This is a genomic window from Pseudoalteromonas sp. 2CM39R (assembly GCF_023161845.1).
In genome coordinates this window covers 197,284-219,927 of sequence record NZ_JALNTM010000004.1, presented here as the reverse complement: position 1 = coordinate 219,927, position 22,644 = coordinate 197,284, and the positions used below count along the sequence as shown (strand labels likewise).

At 39.9% G+C, this 22,644-nt stretch carries 22 protein-coding genes and 1 tRNA gene; 16 read left to right on the top strand and 7 right to left on the bottom strand.

Annotated features, from left to right (window positions below; translation table 11 throughout):
• Positions 1-55 precede the first annotated feature (55 nt).
• The 6 genes from MTF66_RS11395 (at position 56) to MTF66_RS11370 (ending at position 3,307) form a co-directional block, all read left to right on the top strand.
• Positions 56-745 carry a DoxX family protein gene (locus tag MTF66_RS11395; RefSeq protein ID WP_248527276.1) on the top strand — a complete coding sequence of 230 codons (690 nt, stop codon included), beginning with the start codon at positions 56-58 and terminating at the stop codon, positions 743-745.
• 110 nt (positions 746-855) lie between these two features.
• Positions 856-1,404 carry an NAD(P)H nitroreductase gene (locus MTF66_RS11390; RefSeq protein ID WP_054200867.1) on the top strand — a complete coding sequence of 183 codons (549 nt, stop codon included), beginning with the start codon at positions 856-858 and terminating at the stop codon, positions 1,402-1,404.
• Positions 1,405-1,607: 203 nt separating this feature from the next.
• Positions 1,608-1,985 (top strand): hypothetical protein, encoded by a 378-nt coding sequence (locus MTF66_RS11385; RefSeq protein WP_308199976.1) that lies wholly within the window; start codon positions 1,608-1,610, stop codon positions 1,983-1,985.
• A gap of 106 nt (positions 1,986-2,091) precedes the next feature.
• Positions 2,092-2,182: transfer RNA gene (locus MTF66_RS11380), tRNA-Ser, on the top strand.
• Positions 2,183-2,296: 114 nt separating this feature from the next.
• A complete protein-coding gene (locus MTF66_RS11375) occupies positions 2,297-2,620 on the top strand; it encodes a hypothetical protein (protein ID WP_010389909.1) in 324 nt (107 codons plus the stop codon).
• 69 nt (positions 2,621-2,689) lie between these two features.
• Entirely contained in the window at positions 2,690-3,307 is a 618-nt protein-coding gene (locus tag MTF66_RS11370; protein ID WP_008112467.1) for an FKBP-type peptidyl-prolyl cis-trans isomerase, read from the top strand.
• Between the two features lie 89 nt (positions 3,308-3,396).
• Here MTF66_RS11370 and MTF66_RS11365 read toward each other — a convergent pair whose 3' ends face one another.
• The gene (locus MTF66_RS11365) at positions 3,397-5,811 is read right to left on the bottom strand and encodes a TonB-dependent receptor (RefSeq protein WP_248527274.1); all 2,415 of its coding nucleotides are present in this window, start codon (positions 5,809-5,811) and stop codon (positions 3,397-3,399) included.
• 151 nt (positions 5,812-5,962) lie between these two features.
• On the bottom strand, positions 5,963-6,352 hold the full coding sequence (locus MTF66_RS11360; RefSeq protein WP_010389911.1) for a YkgJ family cysteine cluster protein: 390 nt from the start codon (positions 6,350-6,352) through the stop codon (positions 5,963-5,965).
• 207 nt (positions 6,353-6,559) lie between these two features.
• Here MTF66_RS11360 and MTF66_RS11355 point away from each other — a divergent pair, with 207 nt between their 5' ends.
• The 3 genes from MTF66_RS11355 to MTF66_RS11345 all read left to right on the top strand — a co-directional run bounded on the left by MTF66_RS11355 (position 6,560) and on the right by MTF66_RS11345 (position 8,211).
• On the top strand, positions 6,560-6,985 hold the full coding sequence (locus tag MTF66_RS11355) for a tetratricopeptide repeat protein (protein ID WP_010389912.1): 426 nt from the start codon (positions 6,560-6,562) through the stop codon (positions 6,983-6,985).
• A 128-nt stretch (positions 6,986-7,113) separates the two neighbouring features.
• Positions 7,114-7,587, top strand: coding sequence for a hypothetical protein (locus tag MTF66_RS11350; protein ID WP_248527273.1), 474 nt, complete (start codon positions 7,114-7,116; stop codon positions 7,585-7,587).
• Between the two features lie 27 nt (positions 7,588-7,614).
• Positions 7,615-8,211, top strand: a complete 597-nt coding sequence (locus MTF66_RS11345) for a DUF1287 domain-containing protein (RefSeq protein WP_248527272.1) — start codon at positions 7,615-7,617, stop codon at positions 8,209-8,211.
• 114 nt (positions 8,212-8,325) lie between these two features.
• On the opposite strand, the gene yfaE is transcribed toward MTF66_RS11345, so the two are convergent.
• The 5 genes from yfaE to ubiG all read right to left on the bottom strand — a co-directional run bounded on the left by yfaE (position 8,326) and on the right by ubiG (position 13,885).
• On the bottom strand, positions 8,326-8,598 hold the full coding sequence (gene yfaE / locus MTF66_RS11340) for a class I ribonucleotide reductase maintenance protein YfaE (protein ID WP_076919572.1): 273 nt from the start codon (positions 8,596-8,598) through the stop codon (positions 8,326-8,328).
• Positions 8,598-9,728, bottom strand: coding sequence for a class Ia ribonucleoside-diphosphate reductase subunit beta (nrdB, locus tag MTF66_RS11335; RefSeq protein WP_010389917.1), 1,131 nt, complete (start codon positions 9,726-9,728; stop codon positions 8,598-8,600). Before nrdB ends, yfaE begins: the two co-directional genes overlap by 1 nt.
• 73 nt (positions 9,729-9,801) lie before the next feature.
• Complete coding sequence (gene nrdA, locus MTF66_RS11330; protein WP_010389918.1) at positions 9,802-12,084, bottom strand: class 1a ribonucleoside-diphosphate reductase subunit alpha; 2,283 nt, start codon at positions 12,082-12,084, stop codon at positions 9,802-9,804.
• Positions 12,085-12,494: 410 nt separating this feature from the next.
• Entirely contained in the window at positions 12,495-13,175 is a 681-nt protein-coding gene (locus MTF66_RS11325; RefSeq protein ID WP_138621140.1) for an HAD family hydrolase, read from the bottom strand.
• Positions 13,175-13,885, bottom strand: a complete 711-nt coding sequence (gene ubiG, locus MTF66_RS11320) for a bifunctional 2-polyprenyl-6-hydroxyphenol methylase/3-demethylubiquinol 3-O-methyltransferase UbiG (RefSeq protein WP_138621142.1) — start codon at positions 13,883-13,885, stop codon at positions 13,175-13,177. The genes MTF66_RS11325 and ubiG overlap by 1 nt, the downstream gene beginning before the upstream one ends.
• A gap of 178 nt (positions 13,886-14,063) precedes the next feature.
• Here ubiG and gyrA point away from each other — a divergent pair, with 178 nt between their 5' ends.
• The 7 genes from gyrA to MTF66_RS11285 all read left to right on the top strand — a co-directional run bounded on the left by gyrA (position 14,064) and on the right by MTF66_RS11285 (position 22,642).
• The gene (gene gyrA / locus MTF66_RS11315) at positions 14,064-16,763 is read left to right on the top strand and encodes a DNA topoisomerase (ATP-hydrolyzing) subunit A (protein WP_055013303.1); all 2,700 of its coding nucleotides are present in this window, start codon (positions 14,064-14,066) and stop codon (positions 16,761-16,763) included.
• Positions 16,764-17,043: 280 nt separating this feature from the next.
• A complete protein-coding gene (serC, locus tag MTF66_RS11310; protein ID WP_138621144.1) occupies positions 17,044-18,126 on the top strand; it encodes a 3-phosphoserine/phosphohydroxythreonine transaminase in 1,083 nt (360 codons plus the stop codon).
• Complete coding sequence (gene aroA, locus MTF66_RS11305) at positions 18,126-19,403, top strand: 3-phosphoshikimate 1-carboxyvinyltransferase (RefSeq protein WP_138621146.1); 1,278 nt, start codon at positions 18,126-18,128, stop codon at positions 19,401-19,403. Before serC ends, aroA begins: the two co-directional genes overlap by 1 nt.
• Positions 19,404-19,510: 107 nt before the next feature.
• On the top strand, positions 19,511-20,221 hold the full coding sequence (cmk, locus tag MTF66_RS11300) for a (d)CMP kinase (protein WP_010389925.1): 711 nt from the start codon (positions 19,511-19,513) through the stop codon (positions 20,219-20,221).
• Positions 20,222-20,316: 95 nt separating this feature from the next.
• Entirely contained in the window at positions 20,317-21,984 is a 1,668-nt protein-coding gene (rpsA, locus tag MTF66_RS11295) for a 30S ribosomal protein S1 (RefSeq protein ID WP_002961176.1), read from the top strand.
• Between the two features lie 67 nt (positions 21,985-22,051).
• Entirely contained in the window at positions 22,052-22,339 is a 288-nt protein-coding gene (gene ihfB / locus MTF66_RS11290; RefSeq protein ID WP_008114744.1) for an integration host factor subunit beta, read from the top strand.
• Between the two features lie 21 nt (positions 22,340-22,360).
• Positions 22,361-22,642, top strand: a complete 282-nt coding sequence (locus MTF66_RS11285) for a lipopolysaccharide assembly protein LapA domain-containing protein (RefSeq protein WP_138621148.1) — start codon at positions 22,361-22,363, stop codon at positions 22,640-22,642.
• The last annotated feature ends 2 nt before the right edge of the window (positions 22,643-22,644 follow it).

The following is a 22,644-nucleotide window of genomic DNA, read 5'->3' as shown; positions in this document are numbered from 1 at the left end:
GTCATGTTTGTTTATAGTCTATAACTTAATAAACAATGAACATACAAGAGTGCGCATGATTAAATTAATTACGCTTTATGACAATATTATAGGTAAATTATTTTTATTGGATGGTTTGCCTGCTTTGCTTTTTCGCTTGATTCTAGCGCCTGTAATGATTATTGCAGGCTATAACAAACTCGCAATAAGTGGCGATACTAATGGTTTTTTTAACCAGTTTTTAGCCTCTGATGATGTCGTTCAGTGGTTTGGCAATAGTGACTGGGGATTAGGATTACCGTTTCCTGATTTGCTGGCTTTTTTAGCCGGTTGGAGTGAGTTTTTAGGAGGTTGGTTTTTACTTATTGGTTTATTTACGCGATTAGTGAGTATTCCACTTATGTTTACAATGGTGGTAGCTGCAACAACAGTACACTGGCATAACGGCTGGTTTGCTATAGCGCCAACAAATCCACAAACAAGTGCCGCCCAAGTACTTGATTGGCTATCAGTCCCTGGTGCCAAAGAAAGCCTTGAAAATTCAAAAGAAGTACAAGTCCGCATAGGTAAAATTCGCAGCTTAGTTGAAGAATATGGCTTTGAAGATTACCTATACGAAAAAGGTAAACCATCAATACTAAATAACGGCATCGAATTTTCTGCTATTTATTTTGCCATGTTACTTAGCTTATTCTTTACGGGAGGTGGGCGTTTTGTAAGCCTAGATTATTGGTTTAAACGCGGTGCCTACATCAATAGTTACTAGGATATAAACACTCGCTTCATTAATTTTATCTGCTTGGTAGTTTTAACCCTGCAGTGTTTATTTTTTACTTATAAATGTTACTCTTACGTTTTGAATTTTGAGAGCACACTATGGATGCTATTGAGCTTTTACTCACTCGCCAATCTGATGCAAAATTGACAGCGCCAGGGCCTAATGAAGAGCAGTTAAACATTATTCAGCAGGCTGGGTTGAGAGTGCCCGATCATGGCTGTATTGCACCGTGGCAATATATTATTGTTCAAGGTGATGCGCGTCATAAGTTAGGTGAAATTTATTATCAAAGCGCTATAGCAGAGCAGCAGGCTGAAAAAGTAATTAATCGCGCTAAGGAGTTACCGCTTAGAGCACCCATGATTATTATTGCGATTGCAAAATATCAACCACACCCAAAAGTTCCTAGAATTGAACAAGTACAAAGCGCAGGTTGTGGCGTATTGGCAATGCAACAAGCCGCATTCGCTCAGGGGTTAGGCGGTATTTGGCGTACGGGTTACTTTGCACAAAGCCCCAGTGTTAAACAGGCGCTTAACTTAAATGATGATGATGAAATAGTCGGTTATTTATATTTAGGGACGCCGGCAATTGAATGCAAAAAGTCACCAAGGCACAAACCAGAAAATTATTTTAGTTTTTTGTAGAAATAGTATGAACTTTTTATATTCAATATAGTCATAATTCATTAAGTTAATCGTGTTACACTGCTGCGGTTAATATTGTAGCTGCGAGAAGCGCACGGAAGCACTAAACGTAATAAATCTTCTTCAGTTTGTTTTTTAATCGGTTGTTTTTTGGTAATGTATGGAAAGTCTTACCAATAATAACGATAAAGAAGACGAAAATGATGGGAAATTTATTTTTACGTGAAAAAGAAAACTGGTTTGCTTGGTCAATCTGGGGTGTATTTGGCGCGCTTGCGACATTTTATGTTGCAATGAGCACTCAAGCTGAGCATTTTATTGCTGCTTCAGCAATAGGGGTGCTGGTATTGCTAACTTGGTGGATGCAACAATCGAAACGGTTTGATTTTGGCAGAGCTTTTAAAATATGTTGTTATGTTTTACTGTTCACTGTACTGCCTTCATTTGTATTGGTTGTGATCCCGAGCGATGACCTTAATCGCTTCGATTTAATATTTCAAAGTATTGCATTTTTAACAGCCAGCTTACTGGTCTGTTTAGTGTGCTCTTGGATTGCTCGTAGGCCTAAGCAATATTACTAATAATGGCTAATTGATAACTAAAGCGGTTTATATTTAACTATTTAGCCGGTTTTATTAAAATAGGGCTTTACAAGCTAAGCGTATGATCTTATTATGCGCGCCGTACGGAGAGATGGCAGAGTGGTCGAATGCACCGGTCTTGAAAACCGGCAGGGGTTTATAGCCCCTCTAGGGTTCAAATCCCTATCTCTCCACCATTATTTAAAAAACCGCCTTATTGGCGGTTTTTTGCTATCTGGAGCTTTATAATGTCACAGTCCCCGGAATTATCCTTTTCTAAACGTTTACTTAAGCACATTCTTCTATGGACTGTGTTTGGTTATTGTTACCAAAGCGCCATATCGTTATTACAAAAAATGGCTATTGATGCATATCCAGACGACGCACTAATAATGACCTTATTATATGGCATCGGGTTTAATATTTTATCGGGACATTTAATTACAAAATACGATAATTATTGGCCTGTATGGGGCGCGTTTTATATTGGCATTATCGGTTTAGTAGCTGTGCCTCTTTTACTGGTCGGTGTGGCTGGATTATTGTCGATGAGCTTACTTGTTGGAATTTTGCTCAGTTTGCCTGTGTGTACCTTTGCTATTGGTTTAATTAAAGAAAAACTCAATAAAAACTAGCACCAAAGACCTTTTATTTTGTGATAGCATATACGGGTCTTTTAACTAACAAAACGTGAATAACACATTATGTCAGATAATTTTACTACAGATGCTGAAAAAGCAAGTTACGGTATTGGCTTACAAATGGGTGAGCAACTTAAGGCTAATCCTTTTGAAGGTTTAAACTTAAATTCAGTATTTGAAGGCATGAAAGATGCGTATGCAGGCAGTGCTTTTCAAGTTGAGATCCCTGAGATCCAAGCTGCATTTGAAAAAATTAACGAAGAGATCCAAGCTCGTCGTGAAGAAGAAGCTAAAGTACTCGCTGCTGAAGGCATTGCATTTTTAGAAGAAAACGCAAAACGTCCTGAAATTACAGTAACTGAGTCAGGTCTTCAGTACGAAGTACTTGCAACAGGTGAAGGCGAGAAGCCAACTGCTGAGTCTACAGTACGTGTTGATTACCACGGTACTTTAGTAAACGGTACTGTTTTTGACAGCTCATACGAGCGCGGTCAACCTGCTGAATTCCCAGTGGGCGGCGTGATCAAAGGTTGGACTGAAGCATTACAAATGATGCCAGTAGGTACTAAGTGGCGTTTATACGTTCCTCATGAGCTTGCTTATGGTGAACGTGGTGCCGGTGCAGCAATCGCACCTTACTCAACACTTGTATTCGACGTTGAGTTACACGCAATTCTTTAATTAGAACGTACATAACATTTTAGTTATGAAAAAACCGCATTCATTAATATGAATGCGGTTTTTTATTGTCTCATTAAACTGATCTTTGTTTAAAAGTAGCCTCTTACTCCAAATTGGAAGTTACGACCAGGAAGTGGCGCGGTGTCTTTAATAAACGAGCTGTGTACAAAACCAAGTTCATCAGTAATGTTATCAACACTTAGGTAAAGCTGTGTGTCAACGGCACCTAAATCAAGCTGATAATTGGCTTGTAAATCAATCAATGTATAGCCATCTGTTGCTGTTTCGTATGCACTAATATCATTTTGCTCAAAATAATGTGTTCCTGTTAAGGTAAATTGTGCGCTACCTAGGGTGTATTGCAGTTCTGAACCCAATTTATTAGCAGGAATGCGTGGTAAATTTCCTTCATTATCTTTTAGTTTGGCGCGAGTAGAATCACCAAATACTTTTACCATGGCGCTGGGGTTTATTTGGTAATGTACATCAAATTCAAAACCATACAGCTCAGCATCTTTACTTGTGAACTGATAAACATCAATTGCGTCACTATGACCAATGGCAGCAGGTTCAAAACCATCCATTTCATCAAACACTAATCCTGTGTTTTGCTGATAATAAAAGCTTTTAATGTCGTTATAGAAAAAGTTGACAGTGTAACCAAAATCTCCACTAAAGCGACGTAAACTAATATCTAGATTAGTTGATGTTTCTTGTTTAATTTCTTCAGGCTCAAAATGCGCTTCGTTACCTTCAATATGGTAACCCAAGCCAAGTTCGTAAGTTCCGGTAGCAATATGCACACCATTAGAGAGTAGCTCAGCTGAAAGCGGTGCACGCTCTGAATGTGATAAGCTAACGGCTAGGTTGTGACTTGGCATATACTCCCAAATCGCACCTGCTGAGGCACTTAGATTAGTAAAGCTTTGGGTGTAGTTAACAGTTTCATCTGCTGATACAGGTTCGTCATTATGGCTATGCTGATGCGTATCCACATCACTTTTTATCTCATAATCTTCTAAACGGGCGCCAAGTTCTACGGTGACGTCACCAAATGTGCGTTCTTCAAGTAAATATAGCGCATGAGTCGTCGTGATACTTGCAGGTGTAAACGCTTCTTCACCAATCGCGTCATAATCAGACTCACTATAGTGATAGCCAATCATGCCATGCCATTGGCCTAATTGGTGCTCTACGTTGAAACGTGCTTCAGTGGTTTCATTACTAAAAGTGGTGCCAATAGCGCCGTCTTCAATTTCACTATGGGTATAGTCTGTGTAACCAACACGTAGGTTAATAGACTCAATCCAGTTATCATGAAACGCATAACTTACCAGCCCCTGCCAACGGTCTTGCTCTAAATGAGCATAAACAGGTGTTTCTGCATGTTCTTCACCTTCGTGTTCTTCACCTTCGTGTTCTTCATGCTCGCCTGCTTCTTCATGTGCATGATCGTGTTCATGATGAGCATGTGAATGGCCTGGAATACCATAGTCTGTTTCGATATTACCGTATGAAAATCCAACGGTTAAATGCTCACCCACATAGCTAGTACCAAAATTAACTGTTTCACTGTCTATAAAGGTATTTTCAACTGAAGTAGCTGTTTCTTCATCGCCTTCAACATGTACTTCACCTTCTTCATGTTCATCCGGTAAATTAAAACGAGGTGTTTGGTAATCATCACCGCTGCGTTTAGTACCATCAAAATGGAAATTAAAGTTATCGCTGCCAGTTTCTAGTTTTGCTGCGAATGTATTCGCATTTGAAACTGTATCGTGCGTGTATTGTGCTGCCCCAGATAAAGAGTCAATGTTATTGGTTGGAATACGGTTATCAACCACATTCACTACACCGCCAATAGCACCAGAGCCATAAAGTAGGGTGCTTGGGCCACGTAACACTTCAATTTGCTCTGCCGCTAGGCTGTCACTTGATGTAGCGTGATCAGGTCCAATGCGAGACGCATCGCTGCTATCCAAACCATTTTGAGTAATTTTAACTCGAGGACCACCTAGGCCGCGGATAATCGGACTTGATGAAACAGGGCCAAAATAACTAGCATTAACGCCAGGTATGCCTTTAAGTGTCTCACCTAGCGTCGGCTTAGCTTTATTTTTTAGCTCATCGCCTGATAGCACACTTACTGGTGAAATCATTTCTAAGCTATTTTTATGCAGGGCTGAGGCATATACAACAACAGTTTCAACCGAAGTTGGCTTTAAAGTAACATTAATAGTGTTGTCTGTATTTTCAAGCGATATACGAGAATCTAGGTAGTTATCTTTACTGATATGTAATTGACTTTTAGCATCTATGTCGATACTAAACTGGCCTTGTGCATTACTTTGCACGCTTTTTGACTTACCATGAACATGAATCGTGGCATTGGCAATGGGTTGCTTTTTTGTATCTGTTACCGTGCCGTTAATCGTCGCTGCAAGTGCAGAGTGAGAACACAAAACAGACAGTAGTGCTGAGGATATGAGTGTTAGCTTAGTCATAATTACTTCAATTCGTGGTTGTTATGTTGTGATATAATATAACACTACAAAATTATGCTATCAACAATGTTATACTATAACTTTAAAATTTGCGTTGAATAACACAAGAGAGCGATAAATTTAATTTAGCACGGCATTATTACAGTTAAATTTAGGAGCGGCTGTCTATCATCAGTATGTCTAACTTTTTTTGTGCTCTAAAATGATTTTGCTTATCAACTGGTTCAAGCATTTCACATTCATCGTTTATCATTTCTGAAATTAAGCTTGGATAATGCCTGCAATCTTGGGGTCGGTCATGATAAATACTGCAAGTATATTTATCTTTTTCTTCAGGAGATGCTTTATTGGCAAGCTCTAAAAATGGGCATTGCGTTAATTGCTCACCCGTTGTTGGGTCAAACCATAATTTATCGTTTTTAACGTATTGAAATATTTCAGGGTTGAATAACGCCCACATTTGAATTTCATCCTGATTAGTATCTAAATCTGCCGCACCGTATTTTGTGCAGCACTTACCGCATTGATTGCAATTTTGCATAGGGTAGATATTAACTGTTGCTTTTTATAGTAGGCATTAAGTGTAGCACCCTAATATCCACGTCAATAAACTAAACAGCGTTTATTGTTGCTTATAATACTTTTGTAACAACGCGGCGCTTAATAATAATGTACTATTAAGACATATGTTTCGGATACAGCGCTGTAAAAAATTAAAAAGGCGCATTAATTAAGATAGCGAGTAATTATGAATACTAAAGTATACAAAGCGGTTCACGATTTAGCAGAAAAGCTGATGGCAGCTGCCAATAAGAATGATACTAAACAATTCGAATCTTTATATGCAGAGCTCAAAGCAATTTGTATTGAAAACGAAAATACCGCTAAAGATCACCCTGTACAGTGGGAAACTTTAGCAGATTTTACCGAAGAGCTAGAAGACGCTATTGAGACTTATGAAAAAGCATTACAGAAGTCGATTGAAATCAATAACAAAGATCATATGTCGTCGGTTGCATTTTCTATGGCTACTTTACAGCTTGAGCTGGGTGACAAAGAAGCGGCGATTAAAAACCTACAAGATGCTAAAGTCAGTGCGAATAAAATTGAAGACAAAGAATTAAAGTCAGAGATCCATGAGCTATTAGAGTCACTGGTTGAAGAAGAAGGTTAGGCAACTTTATAGCAATTATTAATAATCAGCGCCAGTAGTTTACACTTGGCGCTTTTTTATGAAGAAGATAAAGTTCAACTTCATAAAATATTTATAAATAACTTACCGAGTAATTTTTTGGAGAAAAAATGCTAGCGCAAATAGAACAATGGATTGATAAAACGAATAGCGAGTATACACATAAAAGAATATGCTGTGAAAAATTTGCTAACGAGTTTGAGGGCTTTTACCCAAATGAATTTTTGAAAACTGCATTTTATGTAGTTGTTGATAAAATACCTAAACCTGACTTTACAGGTTTACGTGAACTTGGTTTAAGCAATTTTATTGATATGGATGTAGCTGGAATAACCTATAAAAATACATATTATATATTACCTAGCGCTGTGGATAATTTAAGAGTACATTTTCATGAGCTTGCACATGTAGTTCAATGGCGTGAACTCGGTGCGCACACTTTTATAATGCGCTACATCAATGAAATCCAAACGTTTGGTTACAATGATGCTCCGCTTGAAATAATGGCCTATGGACTTGATGCGCACTATACCAGTAATGGAAATAAATTTAATATTCCTGACTACATTACGCAACAGCTTTAGTTAATTACTATTATAAAAGGAATTTATATGTCACGTTTTTTGTTTTATTCACTAGCTCTATTTACTTTTCATGTGCAGGCGAGCTCTTTTGATGATGATATCGTTAATGCATTAATCTATAGAACAACACAACCAGTAACTTACGATGGTGCCTATCATAAACTTGAGTACCCCGGTGGTGATGTGCCCGCTAATATTGGTGTGTGTACCGATGTTTTAATTAGGTCGTACCGACAGCTTGATATTGATTTGCAAAAACTAGTACATGAAGACATGCAGAACAATTTTCGTGCATATCCTTCTAAGCGTATTTGGGGATTAACCAAGCCAGATAAAAATATTGATCATCGACGTGTTCCTAACTTACAAGTTTACTTTGAGCGCCATGCAAAAGTGTTAACTAAATCGCTTAATGCAGAGGATTATAAAGCCGGTGACATAGTGACTTGGATGCTGCCAGGTAATTTACCGCATATTGGTATGGTCGTTAATGAAATAGAACAGGGCAGCGGCAACCCGCTTATTGTGCATAATATTGGTCGTGGACCAGAAATGAGCGATATGCTTTTTGCGTATACAATTACGGGCCATTACCGATTTGTGCCTGCAGAATATTCAGAGTAAATAACACTGTATTAGTAGGCGTGTTTGAGTTTAAAAACACGACAGCTAGGTTTGGTACAAACCTAGCTGTTATATATTATTCTCGTGCTGTTAAATACGCTTAATGTGAGTTAGTTACTTTAAATTAATACTGATATCACCATTTGGTTTGCAGCAACACAAGAGTATTTCACCATCACGAACAAACGCTAACGGCTCTTCATTGTAATTAACTTCACCAGAGACAAGTGTTGCTCGACACGCACCGCAATATCCCTCACGGCATTGGTAAGCGGCATCAATCTTATTTGATTCTAGGCAATGTAAAAGAGAAGGGCAGCCAGCGGCAAAATCAATGCGCTGGCTGTTATCTGCAAGCGTGATACTTGCAGTCGTTCTATCAGTCATTATAAATCAAAGTCACCAAATTCATCGGCATCTACTTGTGAATCAATCTGACCAACTAAGTATGAGCTTATTTCAGCCTCTTGAGGAGCAACTTGCACATTGTCAGACACTAACCATGAGTTGATCCACGGAATAGGGTTACTGTTGTTTTCAAACTGTGCAGGTAGACCAATCGCGGTCATACGCGCATTGGTAATGTATTCAACGTACTGACATAGAATGTGTTTATTCAAACCAATCATCGAGCCATCTTTGAATAGGTACTCGGCCCATTCTTTCTCTTGCTCTGCGGCTTCAACAAACATCTTAATTGCTTCTTCACGGCATTGTGCGGCAACAATCGCCATTTCAGGGTCATCTTTGCCATCTTGCATGATATTTAAAATATGCTGAGTACCTGAAAGATGAAGTGCTTCATCGCGGGCAATAAGCTTTATAATTTTAGCATTACCTTCCATCAATTCACGCTCTGCAAACGCAAATGAACAGGCAAAGCTCACATAAAAGCGAATAGCTTCAAGGATGTTCACTGACATCATGGCCAGGTACAATTTCTTTTTCAGCTCAAATAAATTAACGACTACGGTTTGGCCATTAATTTCGTGTTTGCCTTCACCGTATAGGTTGTAAAGCGATACAGAATTGATTAGGTCATCATAATAAGTAGTTACCGCATCGGCACGCTCACTAATTTTGTCATTGCTAACAATGTCATCAAAAATGAGTTCGGGCGCTTGAGTTACGTTACGAATAATATGGGTGTATGAACGACTATGAATAGTTTCACTAAACGCCCATGTCTCAATCCATGTTTCTAGTTCAGGAATTGATACGATAGGAAGTAATGCTACGTTAGGTGAGCGGCCTTGAACACTATCAAGCAACGTTTGGTATTTTAAGTTGCTTAAAAATATATGCTTTTCGTGTTCGGGAAGCGCTTGAAAGTCTAAACGGTCTTTACTTACATCAACTTCTTCAGGTCGCCAAAAGAAAGACAATTGTTTTTCAATTAGTTTTTCAAAAATAGGGTATTTTTGTTGATCGTAACGTGACACGTTAACGGTTTGACCAAAAAACATTGGCTCTTGCATTTGGTTATTATGATTTCTGCTAAAAGTAGTATAAGACATGTTTATCACTCAAAAAACTATCACTAAAACTATCAGGACAAAGCGGGCAAGGCGCCCGCTTTAAGTTTAACTATTAAATTTTACACGCGCCGCCTGCACAATCATCATCTTCCACTTCTGGAGTGTCTTCTTGAGCATCTGATGCGCCATCGCGGGTATTATGGTAGTAAAGTGTTTTAACACCTAGTTTGTATGCACCAAGTAAGTCTTTTAATAAGACTTTCATAGGTACTCTACCGCCTTCGTATCTATTTGGATCATAATTAGTATTTGCTGAAATTGTTTGGTCGATAAATTTCTGCATTATGCCTACTAATTGTAAGTAACCATCGTTTGATGGAATATCCCACAGTAATTCGTAGTTATCTTTAAGGCGTTCGTAGTCAGGAACAACTTGCTTTAAAATACCGTCTTTACTTGCTTTAACACTAATATGGCCACGTGGTGGCTCAATACCATTGGTTGCATTTGAGATTTGAGATGATGTTTCTGATGGCATTAATGCGCTCAGCGTTGAGTTACGCATACCATGCTCTTTTATGCTGGCACGTAATGTATCCCAATCAAGGTGCAGTGGTTCATCACAAATCTTGTCTAAATCACGTTTGTACGTATCGGTTGGCATAATACCTTGCGAGTACGTAGTTTCATTAAATTTAGGACATGCTCCACGCTCTTTAGCAAGTTCGTTAGATGCCTTCATTAGGTAGTACTGAATTGCTTCAAACGTTTTGTGCGTGAGTGCATTTGCGCTGCCATCTGAATAACGCTTACCGTTTTTAGCTAAGTAATAAGCGTAGTTAATAACACCTATGCCTAGCGTACGACGCCCCATAGTGGCATTTTTAGCTGCAGGTACAGGGTAGTCTTGGAAATCAAGTAGGTTATCAAGTGCACGTACTGCAAGCTCTGCTAACTCTTCTAGTTCATCTAAAGACTCAATAGCACCTAAGTTAAACGCAGATAATGTACAAAGTGCAATTTCACCTTCTTCGTCATTCACGTTGCTAAGAGGCTTAGTCGGTAACGCAATTTCTAAACATAAGTTAGATTGACGTATAGGCGCCACTTTTGAGATAAACGGACTGTGTGTATTACAGTGGTCAACGTTCTGCAAGTAAATACGACCGGTGCTGGCGCGTTCTTGAGCAAACATAGAAAACAGTTCAATGGCTTTAATGCGTTTTTTACGAATTGACTCGTCTTGCTCATATTTTACATATAGCGCGTCAAACTCGTCTTGGTCTTCAAAAAATGCATCGTAAAGGCCAGGCACATCAGATGGGCTGAATAACGTGATGTAATCATCTTTGATCAAACGCGAATACATTAGTTTATTAAACTGCACACCATAATCTAGGTGACGTACGCGGTTATCATCAACACCACGGTTATTTTTAAGTACCAGCAGGTTTTCTACTTCTAAGTGCCAAAGCGGGTAGAATAAAGTAGCTGCACCGCCACGTACACCGCCTTGCGAACAGCTTTTAACCGCTGTTTGAAAGTGCTTATAAAACGGGATACAGCCTGTGTGGTACGCTTCGCCGTTACGAATAGGGCTACCTAATGCACGAATACGTCCGGCATTTATACCAATACCAGCACGTTGAGAAACGTATTTAACAATGGCTGATGAAGTCGCATTAATTGAATCTAAGCTGTCGCCACACTCAATCAGTACACATGAGCTAAACTGACGCGTTGGCGTACGCACACCCGACATAATTGGTGTAGGTAAAGAAATTTTAAATAGTGAAACCGCATCGTAAAAACGTTTGATGTAATCAATACGTGTTTCACGTGGATAATCTGAGAATAAGCTTGCTGCTACTAATATATATAAAAACTGCGCGCTTTCGTAAATTTCACCGGTTACACGGTTTTGTACTAAGTATTTACCTTCAAGCTGCTTTACTGCTGCGTAGCTAAAGTTAAGATCGCGTGAATGATCTAAGTAAGTATCTAGTTCATCAAGTTCTTGCTCTGTGTAATCAACAAGCAAATGGGCGTCGTAGCGTTTTTGTTCAACCATGTTAGTAACGTGGTCAAAAAGACGCGGTGGCTCAAATTGACCATACGCTTTTTTGCGTAAATGGAATACAGCTAAACGAGCAGCAAGATACTGATAATCAGGTGATTCTTTTGAGATCTGATCCGCAGCGGCTTTGATAATCGTCTCATGAATGTCTTTAGTACGAATACCGTCATAAAATTGAATATGTGATTTAAGTTCAACTTGTGAAACCGAAACGTTGTTTAAACCTTCGGCGGCCCATTCAATAACGCGATGGATCTTGTCTAGATCAAGTGGCTCTTTACGGCCGTCACGTTTGCTTACAGATAACTGTTGGTTCATAGTTTTGCCTGTATTCCTTGGGAATTAAATATTTTTGACCAATGAGTGCACTTAAAACGCCCAGTGCCTATTCTTTTATTGTTATTTCTACCGCATAGGTAAATTTAATTGAATAACATTTAGCCACAATATCTGGTGTTGTTCAAATTAGAGATCACAAGATAGTGTGGTCTGTGATCTTTTGCAAGGGACAGAAACCGCTCTGATTGTGGATAACGTTGGGATAACGTAATTGTGTTAGTAGGCATTAACCTTTGATCATTCGGTTAAGTTGAAATTTGTAAAAATCAACTAAGGAAAGATTAAATTTACGCTTTTTAAAAATAAATTTTGTCTGCTTTTTTTATCATCAAGCTTTGCGTAAAAACTAACACAATCACAATATGTAGTGTTTATTAATTGGTATGGCACTATATGTGGTTGAAAGCATCTATAGGGCTATGCCAATTGAAATCTGCATTCCAAGCCAATGCCTCGTCCACACTCGGTACATATCCCCACAGTGCGGTAGCGGTGTGCATATTCGCTGCTTTACCTGCTTGTATATCTCGCTGCGCATCACCTATATATAGGCAGCGCGAAGGATCAACACTCATTTGCTCAGCACAATGTAATAAAGGAAGGGCTGAGGGCTTATATTCAGCTAAGGTATCACCACTTATCACAATTTGCGCATTTTTTAATGCAGGAATCGCCTTGACTAAAGGATCGGTTAAAAAGCCAGGCTTATTTGTCATAATGCCCCACGGGATCCCTTTATTATCAAGGGCAATAAGTAACTGTTCTATACCTACAAAGCATTGGGTATGGGTGGCAATATTGGCAGCGTAGTGTGCAACTAGCTCTGCTAAAAGTTGCTCTTGCGGTTGTTGCGCCCAGCCCTCTTTAAAACCAGCAGCAAGTAATGCTGCTGCGCCATTTGAAGCTGCGGGTCGATATATATCACTACTAACTTGGGGCTGTTGATGATTGTGCAGCACACTATTTAGCGCGGCGCCTAAATCATCAGCGGTATCGAGTAAAGTGCCATCTAAGTCAAACAGCAATGCTTGATATTCAATCGGGCTAGTAGGTGTTTGCGAGCTTGCCATTACGCTAACTTCTCAAAGTGCAGCATATAATTTACGCTAACATCATCATTAACCGTATATTGCTTTGAGAGTGGGTTGTAACTTAAGCCTGCACTGGCACGTACTTTTAAGCCTGCTTGTTCTGCCCATGCGATTAATTGCGCAGGTTTAATAAACTTTTTATGGTCATGGGTACCTTCAGGAACCATTTTTAACAGTTTTTCTGCACCGACAATAGCGTATAAATAAGCTTTAGGGGTTTTATTAAGGGTAGAGAAGAATACATCGGCCCCAGGTTTTGCTAATTTAGCGACTGCATGGATAATAGAAGAAGGGTCGGGGACATGTTCTAACATTTCCATACAAGTGATCACATCAAAGCGCTCAGGGTGCTCATCAGCAAATTGTTCTGCAGGTACTTTTATATATTTAACGGGTACGCTGGTTTCTAAACTGTGTAACTTGGCGACAGTTAAAGGCTCTTGCCCCATATCGATACCTGTTACGTTTGCGCCCATTCGTGCCATGCTGTGACTTAAAATACCGCCGCCACATCCTACATCGAGGGTTTCTTTGTCAAATAATCCTTTAGTTTTGTCTGCGATGAAATCTAATCGTAATGGATTAATTTCGTGAAGCGGCTTAAATTCGCCTTCTAAATCCCACCAACGCTCTGCGATGGCTTCAAACTTTGCTATTTCTGCGTTATCTACATTTTGATGTTCGGTCATAAAATACTTCCTCGTCAATCTGAGGCCATTATATAGGGCTAAATTGATAAATCGCAAAGTTTTGCGCCTGTAAATTAAAATTAATTGTGATAGCATGGTTGCTTAGAAATAATAACAAACACTCTTAATACCTAATAATGGGTTGTTAAGAGCTGATACTGAAGGAATGTGATATCAAATGACTGATCTCGCCAATGAAATTCTGCCAGTCAATATTGAAGACGAGTTAAAAAACTCCTACTTAGATTACGCCATGAGTGTAATTGTAGGACGTGCATTACCAGACGTACGTGACGGTTTAAAACCTGTTCACCGCCGCGTCTTGTTTGCAATGAACGAGCTTAGTAATGACTGGAACAAGCCTTACAAAAAATCGGCCCGTGTGGTCGGTGACGTAATCGGTAAATACCACCCACACGGCGACAGTGCAGTTTATGACACCATCGTACGTATGGCTCAGCCATTCTCACTACGCTATATGTTAGTTGATGGTCAGGGTAACTTTGGTTCGGTTGATGGTGATTCAGCAGCGGCAATGCGTTATACAGAAGTACGTATGGCAAAAATGTCGCACGAATTATTAGCCGATCTTGAAAAAGAAACGGTTGATTTTGTGCCTAACTACGACGGCACAGAACAAATTCCTGATGTGTTACCGACTAAAATACCTAACCTGTTAGTTAATGGTTCGTCAGGTATTGCTGTTGGTATGGCGACAAATATCCCGCCACACAACTTAACAGAAGTAGTGAATGGCTGTTTAGCGCTTATTCAAAACCCTGAATTAACTATTACTGAGTTAATGGATTACATCCCAGGGCCTGATTTCCCAACTGCGGCGATTATTAACGGTAAAAAAGGCATTGAACAAGCCTATCAAACCGGTCGTGGTAAAGTGTACATGCGTGCACGTGCTGACATCGAAACTGATGAGAAAACTGGCCGTGAAACGATTATTGTTCATGAAATCCCTTACCAAGTTAACAAAGCCCGTCTGATTGAAAAAATCGCTGAGCTAGTTAAAGATAAAAAAATTGAAGGGATCAGCGCATTACGTGATGAATCAGATAAAGACGGTATGCGTATCGTTATTGAGATCAAACGTGGTGACGTAGGTGAAGTTATTTTGAACAACCTTTATTCACAAACTCAGTTACAAACTGTGTTTGGTATGAATATGGTTGCGTTAATTAATAACCAGCCTAAGTGTTTCAACTTAAAAGAAATGCTTGAAGAGTTTATTATTCACCGCCGTGAAGTTGTTACTCGTCGTACGGTATTTGATTTACGCAAAGCCCGTGACCGTGCGCATACGCTAGAAGGTTTAGCGATTGCACTGGCAAACATTGACCCAATTATCGAACTTATTCGTAAGTCACCAACACCTGCTGAAGCAAAAGTTGCACTAACAGCGCGTCCTTGGGAATTAGGTAATGTTAAAGCCATGCTTGATAAAGCCGGTGAAGACAATGTTGCCCGCCCAGATTGGTTAGCAAGCGAGCTGGGTATTCGTGATGGTCAGTACTATATTTCTGAGCAACAAGCTCAAGCAATTTTAGACCTACGTCTACACAAACTAACGGGCCTAGAGCACGAAAAAATTCTTACTGAATACCAATCGTTACTAGACCTAATTGCTGAACTATTATTCATTTTGGCAAGTCCGGAACGTTTAATGGAAGTTATTCGTGATGAGTTAGTTGAAATTAAAGAGCAATATGGTGATGAGCGCCGCACTGAAATTAATGCCGCTGCACACGATATTAGCCTTGAAGACTTAATTAACGAAGAGAACGTGGTTGTGACCTTGTCACACGAAGGATACGTTAAGTATCAAGCGTTAAGTGATTACGAAGCGCAGCGTCGTGGTGGTAAAGGCAAGTCAGCAACTAAGATGAAAGATGAAGATTTCATTGAACGTCTACTTGTTGCCAATACCCACGATACTATTTTATGTTTCTCTACTGCGGGTCGATTATACTGGCTTAAAGTGTACCAGTTACCACTTGCAAGTCGCGCAGCGCGCGGTAAGCCAATTGTTAACTTATTACCACTTGAAGCAGATGAACGTATTACTGCTATTTTGCCTGTACGTGATTATGAAGATGATAAATACATCTTTATGGCTACAGCATTTGGTACGGTTAAGAAAACACCATTAACGGCCTACAGCCGTCAACGTGCAAGCGGTATTATTGCCGTTAACTTAAACGAAGGTGATAGCTTAATTGGTGTTGATATTACCGATGGTAGCAACGAAATTATGTTGTTCACTGATGCGGGTAAAGTTGTACGCTTTAAAGAAGCTGAAGAAACCACGGTAGTTGATGAAAATGGTAACCCTGTTCTTGATGAAGAAGGTAAGCCTGAGATTCGCTTCAAAGGTGTACGTCCTATGGGTCGTACTGCAACGGGTGTTCGTGGTATTAAGATGCCAGACGATCAACGTGTTGTATCACTGATTGTACCAAAGAATGACGGTGCAATATTAACAGTGACAGAAAATGGTTACGGTAAGCGTACTCAACTTGAAGACTACCCATCTAAGAGTCGTGCAACACAAGGTGTTGTATCAATTAAGGTGAGTGAGCGTAATGGTGCCGTTGTTGGTGCTGTACAAGTTGATGACAACGACGAAATAATGATTATTTCGAATCGTGGTACCTTAGTACGTACTCGCGTTAATGAAGTTTCTACGGTTGGACGTAACACCCAAGGTGTTATTTTGATCAGAACTATTGACGAAGAGCAAGTAGTTGGTTTACAACGTATAGAAGAGATTGAAGTGACTGAAAGTGACTTGATTGACATCGAAGACGTTGAAACAGTAGATACGGTTATAGATGAAGTAGCGGATGATAATCCTCCTTCAGAATAATTGAGATTGAAAAAAGCGGCCTTGGCCGCTTTTTTTATATGGTTGAAAAAAACTAAAGACACTTGAATTAGTTTAATACCAATTCACTTAATTAAGTGGTCTATTTTGAGGCTGGAAAAACGTGTTGATAGCTAGGCAAAAAAATTGCTATTTAGTTGTTCTAAATGAGAATTTTTTAACGCAGGTAGCGACACGTTTAGCCCCGTAAAATGATTAAGTATTATTGCGGATTGGTATTAGTTTAAGTTAAACAGTAAATTACTGGAATGAGGAAAAGGTAATGAGTATTTATAATTTTTGTGCGGGTCCTGCAATGTTACCACCGGCTGTAATGCAAAAAGCACAAAAAGAGTTTTTAGACTGGCAAGGGCTTGGCGTTTCAGTAATGGAAATGAGCCATCGCAGTAAAGAATTTTTAGCATTAACGGCTAAGTGTGAAGCTAGTCTACGTCGCTTAATGAATATTAGTGATGAGTTTGAAGTGCTGTTTATGCACGGCGGTGGTCGAGGTCAATTTAGTGCTGTACCTTTAAACCTCCACGTTGACGGAAAAAAAGCGGTGTATTGTGAAAACGGCGTGTGGTCAAAAAGTGCAACCAGCGAAGCCGATAAGTTTACTCAAACTCACACAATTGACGTACGTAATGATGATAACGGTTTATTTTCTATTAAGCAGGTAGCCGATTGGGTTTTACCAGCCGATGCTGCATATATTCATTACTGCCCAAATGAAACTGTAGATGGTCTAGAGATTTTTGATGTACCCAGTCACCCAACAGCACCGATTGTCGCCGATATGTCGTCGACTATTCTATCGCGCGAAATTGACGTTAATCAATTTGATTTAATCTACGCAGGTGCTCAAAAGAATATCGGCCCATCGGGTATTGCTATCGTAATTGTTCGTAAAACGCTACTTGAGCGTGAAGGGCTAGCTAAGCCAGGTGTTTTGGATTACGCCCTTGAAGCAAAACAAGGCAGTATGTTTAACACTCCACCTACATTTGCATGGTATTTAGCAGCTGAAGTATTTGAATGGCTTGAACAAAATGGCGGTGTAAAAGCCATGGAAACACATAATACTGCCAAAGCTCAGCTGCTTTATGACTTTATCGATGAGTCTGATTTTTACACCAATAAAGTAGCGAAGCATTGTCGTTCACGTATGAATGTGCCTTTTTGGTTAGTTGATGAAAGCCTAAATGATAAGTTTGTTAAAGAGTCAAAAGAAGCGGGCTTATTAGCGCTTGAAGGGCACCGTATTGTTGGCGGTATGCGCGCGAGTATTTATAACGCAATGCCACTGGAAGGGGTTAAAGCATTAGTTGATTTTATGGCGGCTTTCGCAAAGGAGAACAGCTAATGGAGCAACTTTCTTTAGCGCCTATTTCACAGGTTAATGGCAGTGTTACTCTGCCGGGTTCGAAAAGCTTGTCAAATCGCATTCTATTATTGGCTGCACTATCAAACGGCACTACGGTTGTAGAAAACTTATTAGACAGTGATGATATTCGTCATATGTTGGGCGCCTTAGCGCAGCTCGGTGTGAATGTGACACTTAATGATGAGCGAACCATCGCGACCGTAGAAGGTGTAGGTGGCGTATTTAAAACGCCAACTGAACCACTGTTTTTAGGTAATGCAGGTACAGCATACCGTCCTTTAACGGCCGTGCTTGCATCGATTGCTGGGGAGTATGAGTTAATTGGTGAGCCACGTATGGAAGAGCGACCAATTGGCCACTTGGTTGATGCACTGCAAGCCTTAGGTGGTAATGTTAGTTATTTAAAAAATAAAGATTATCCGCCACTTAAAATTGTCGGCGGGAAAATTTCCGGTGGTGAAGTCGAAATTGACGGTAGTATTTCAAGTCAATTTTTAACGGCGCTGCTCATGGCTGCGCCATTATTTAAAGGCGATACACACATTAAAATTAAAGGCACGTTAGTGTCTAAGCCTTACATTGATATTACTCTTGATGTAATGGCGCGTTTTGGTGTTACCGTTGAGCATGATAATTACACCACGTTCTTCGTTAAAGGTGCACAACAGTATCAAGCCGTTGAGCGAATTATGGTCGAAGGGGATGCTTCATCTGCTTCTTACTTTATTGCTGCTGCAGCAATTGCCGGCGGCGAAATAGAAATTAAAGGCGTCGGCGCTAAATCAGTTCAAGGTGATATTGGCTTTGCTAAAGTGATGGAGCAGGTCGGTGCCAAAATTGATTGGTATGACGAACGTTTAGTTGTTCGTAAAGGTGAGCTTAACGGTATTGATATTGATGCTAATGCAATACCTGATGCTGCAATGACCCTAGCTACAGTTGCCTTGTTTGCAAAAGGGCCAACGGCAATTCGCAACATTTATAACTGGCGAGTAAAAGAAACTGACCGTTTACACGCTATGGCCACTGAGCTTAAAAAAGTAGGGGCTGAAGTAGTAGAAGGGCATGACTTTATTGAGATCACACCGCCAAAACAGTTTAATAATGTGGCTGTAGATACCTATGATGACCATCGTATTGCCATGTGCTTTGCAATGGTGGCAGTAGGGGGTAAGCCCATAACGATTAACGATCCAGCCTGTACTTACAAGACATTCCCAACATTTTTCAACGTGTTAGCATCTGTCAGTAAATAGGCTATTTATAAGTATTTATAAAAAGTTACATACTAAAAGCGGATAATCTTTAATAATTGACGTATAATGTGGCGGTTTATTTTGGTGTGCATTGAAGGAGGTTTTAAATGCCGGCGTTATTAATGCCCGTAATCACCGTAGATGGCCCAAGTGGTTCTGGTAAAGGAACTGTTTGTCGCTTATTGGCTGAAAAATTAGGCTGGGATGTGTTAGATAGCGGTGCAATTTATCGCGTACTTTCACTTGCAGCACTTCATCACCAAATTGCGTTAGATAACGAAGAAGCACTGGTTCCATTAGCTGCAAATCTTGATGTGCAGTTTTTGATAGACAGTGACACTAATGCAGGAAAGATTATTTTAGAAGGCGAAGACGTAACAACCACTATTCGAAATGAAGAAGTGGGAGCTGCAGCGTCTAAAGTGGCGGCATTGCCGCGAGTTCGTGAAGCGTTACTTCGTCGCCAGCGTGCGTTTAGAACTGAAAATGGCTTAATTGCTGATGGTCGCGATATGGGCACTGTTGTGTTTCCTGATGCGCCATTAAAGATATTTCTAACCGCAAGCGCAGAAGAACGTGCTCGCAGACGTTTTGTTGAGTTGAATGAGCGCGGGCTTGATGTTACACTAAGTGGTCTATTACAAGACATTCAAGCACGTGATGATCGCGATATGAATCGCGCCGTTGCGCCGCTTGTACCTGCAGAGGATGCGATTGAGCTTGATACTAGCGAACTCAACGCACAGCAAGTCTTTGATAAAGTTATAACTTTATTAGATTCAAGCATCTCTGAAGGTAAGCTTCCTAAACGAAGCTAAATACATTTTATGCACCAGCAGGACGCCAGTGCTATTTTAACAACCCCATGCAGCATGGTTGCTTATTGGTATTAATATATGAGACGTATATTCGTATGTCAGAAAATTTTGCGCAGTTATTTGAAGAAAGCTTAAAGGGTTTTGAAGCAGAGCAAGGCTCTATCGTTAAAGGTACAGTAATCTCAATCGAGAACAACATTGTACTTGTAGATGCTGGTCTTAAATCAGAAAGTGCTATCCCTGCAGAGCAGTTCAAAAATGCTGCTGGTGAACTAGAAGTTGCTGTTGGCGACGAAGTAGATGTTGCACTAGATGCAATCGAAGACGGTTTCGGTGAAACTATCCTTTCTCGTGAGAAAGCGAAGCGTCACGAAGCGTGGATCCGTCTTGAGAAAGCATGTGAAGAGCAAGAGACTGTTACTGGTGTTATCAACGGTAAAGTTAAAGGCGGTTTCACTGTTGAAGTTGATTCAATCCGTGCTTTCCTACCTGGTTCACTTGTTGATGTTCGTCCAGTACGTGACACAACTCACCTTGAAGGCAAAGAGCTTGAATTTAAAGTAATCAAGCTTGATCAAAAACGTAACAACGTTGTTGTTTCACGTCGTGCAGTTATCGAATCAGAAAACTCACAAGAACGTGAAGAGCTTCTTGCTAACCTTGTTGAAGGTCAAGAAGTTAAAGGTATCGTTAAGAACCTTACTGACTACGGTGCATTCGTTGACCTTGGTGGTGTTGATGGTCTACTACACATTACTGACATGGCGTGGAAGCGTGTTAAGCACCCTTCAGAAATCGTTAATGTTGGCGACGAAATCGCAGTTAAAGTTCTTAAATTCGACAAAGATAAAACTCGTGTATCTCTAGGTCTTAAACAGCTTGGCGAAGATCCATGGGCAGCTATCGCTGGTCGTTACCCAGAAGGTTCTAAACTTTCTGGTCGTGTAACTAACCTTACTGATTACGGTTGCTTCGTAGAAATCGAAGAAGGCGTTGAAGGTCTAGTACACGTTTCTGAAATGGATTGGACTAACAAGAACATCCACCCTTCAAAAGTTGTTTCACTTGGTGACACTGTTGAAGTTATGGTTCTTGAAATCGACGAAGAACGTCGTCGTATTTCTCTTGGTCTTAAGCAATGTATTGCTAATCCTTGGCAGGAATTTGCTCGTCTACAAAACAAAGGCGACCAAGTTACTGGTAAGATCAAATCAATCACTGACTTCGGTATCTTTATCGGTCTTGACGGTGGTATTGATGGTCTTGTACACCTTTCAGACATTTCTTGGAATACACCTGGCGAAGAAGCTGTACGTGAATTCAAGAAAGGCGACGAAATCACTGCTATCGTATTGCAAGTTGACCCAGAGCGTGAACGCATCTCTCTAGGTGTTAAGCAAATCGAAGCTGACCCATTCAATAACTACCTTGATGCAAACAAAAAAGGTGCTATTGTTAAAGGTAAAGTGACTGAAGTTGATGCGAAAGGCGCAACTGTTGAACTTATCGAAGGCGTTGAAGGTTACATCCGTGTAGCTGATATCGCTCAAGAGCGCGTTGAAGATGCAACTACTGTTGTTTCTGTAGGCGACGAAATCGAAGTTAAATACGTTGGTGTTGATCGTAAGAACCGCACTTTAAGCTTATCTGTTAAAGCTCTTTTCGAAGCAGAAGAGAAAGAAGTACTAGAGAAGCTTAAGAAAGAAGAGCCAGTGTTCGAAAACGCAATGGCAGCTGCTTTCGCAAATGCACAAAAAGACTAATTAATTATAGTCTTTTAATTGGAAGGGCAGTTTATGCCCTTCCACTATTTCTTTTTAAGGAAACGCTATGACTAAGTCAGAACTGATAGAAACACTTGCTGAACAACATTCACATATTCCTGTGAAAGATGTTGAGAACGCTGTTAAAGAAATTCTTGAACAAATGGCCGGCTCATTATCTTCTTCAGATCGTATTGAGATCCGAGGTTTTGGAAGTTTCTCTTTGCATTACCGTGCGCCTCGTACAGGTCGCAATCCTAAAACAGGTGAAACTGTAGAGTTAGATGGTAAGCATGTACCTCATTTTAAGCCAGGCAAAGAACTACGTGACCGTGTAAACGAGAGCATTGCTTAGTAAACTTATTGGAGTAGTTACTTGTTTAAGGTATTAAAAATTATTCTGGCAGCACTATTTTTAATTGGTGCATTTGTATTGGGTTCGCAAAATCCACAATTAACAAAAATTAACTACATAATAGCCAGTAATACATTACCTTTAGCCGTTATAATAAGTATCTGCTTTTTGTTAGGTGTTGTAGTGGGTTGCTTTGTGAGCTTTAAATTGTTTACGCAATTAAAGTGGCAAAATTACCGTTTAAAAAAGCAATTAACGCCTGAAAAAGATAATAAAAAGCGTATTGCCAACAAAGATACCTAATT

Coding starts and splice junctions, on each gene's coding strand:
- MTF66_RS11395 (WP_248527276.1), top strand. CDS start 56: ATGATTAAATTAATTACGCTTTATGACAATATTATAGGTAAATTATTT.
- MTF66_RS11390 (WP_054200867.1), top strand. CDS start 856: ATGGATGCTATTGAGCTTTTACTCACTCGCCAATCTGATGCAAAATTG.
- MTF66_RS11385 (WP_308199976.1), top strand. CDS start 1,608: ATGGGAAATTTATTTTTACGTGAAAAAGAAAACTGGTTTGCTTGGTCA.
- MTF66_RS11370 (WP_008112467.1), top strand. CDS start 2,690: ATGTCAGATAATTTTACTACAGATGCTGAAAAAGCAAGTTACGGTATT.
- MTF66_RS11365 (WP_248527274.1), bottom strand. CDS start 5,811: ATGACTAAGCTAACACTCATATCCTCAGCACTACTGTCTGTTTTGTGT.
- MTF66_RS11360 (WP_010389911.1), bottom strand. CDS start 6,352: ATGCAAAATTGCAATCAATGCGGTAAGTGCTGCACAAAATACGGTGCG.
- MTF66_RS11355 (WP_010389912.1), top strand. CDS start 6,560: ATGAATACTAAAGTATACAAAGCGGTTCACGATTTAGCAGAAAAGCTG.
- MTF66_RS11350 (WP_248527273.1), top strand. CDS start 7,114: ATGCTAGCGCAAATAGAACAATGGATTGATAAAACGAATAGCGAGTAT.
- MTF66_RS11345 (WP_248527272.1), top strand. CDS start 7,615: ATGTCACGTTTTTTGTTTTATTCACTAGCTCTATTTACTTTTCATGTG.
- yfaE (WP_076919572.1), bottom strand. CDS start 8,598: ATGACTGATAGAACGACTGCAAGTATCACGCTTGCAGATAACAGCCAG.
- nrdB (WP_010389917.1), bottom strand. CDS start 9,728: ATGTCTTATACTACTTTTAGCAGAAATCATAATAACCAAATGCAAGAG.
- nrdA (WP_010389918.1), bottom strand. CDS start 12,084: ATGAACCAACAGTTATCTGTAAGCAAACGTGACGGCCGTAAAGAGCCA.
- MTF66_RS11325 (WP_138621140.1), bottom strand. CDS start 13,175: ATGGCAAGCTCGCAAACACCTACTAGCCCGATTGAATATCAAGCATTG.
- ubiG (WP_138621142.1), bottom strand. CDS start 13,885: ATGACCGAACATCAAAATGTAGATAACGCAGAAATAGCAAAGTTTGAA.
- gyrA (WP_055013303.1), top strand. CDS start 14,064: ATGACTGATCTCGCCAATGAAATTCTGCCAGTCAATATTGAAGACGAG.
- serC (WP_138621144.1), top strand. CDS start 17,044: ATGAGTATTTATAATTTTTGTGCGGGTCCTGCAATGTTACCACCGGCT.
- aroA (WP_138621146.1), top strand. CDS start 18,126: ATGGAGCAACTTTCTTTAGCGCCTATTTCACAGGTTAATGGCAGTGTT.
- cmk (WP_010389925.1), top strand. CDS start 19,511: ATGCCGGCGTTATTAATGCCCGTAATCACCGTAGATGGCCCAAGTGGT.
- rpsA (WP_002961176.1), top strand. CDS start 20,317: ATGTCAGAAAATTTTGCGCAGTTATTTGAAGAAAGCTTAAAGGGTTTT.
- ihfB (WP_008114744.1), top strand. CDS start 22,052: ATGACTAAGTCAGAACTGATAGAAACACTTGCTGAACAACATTCACAT.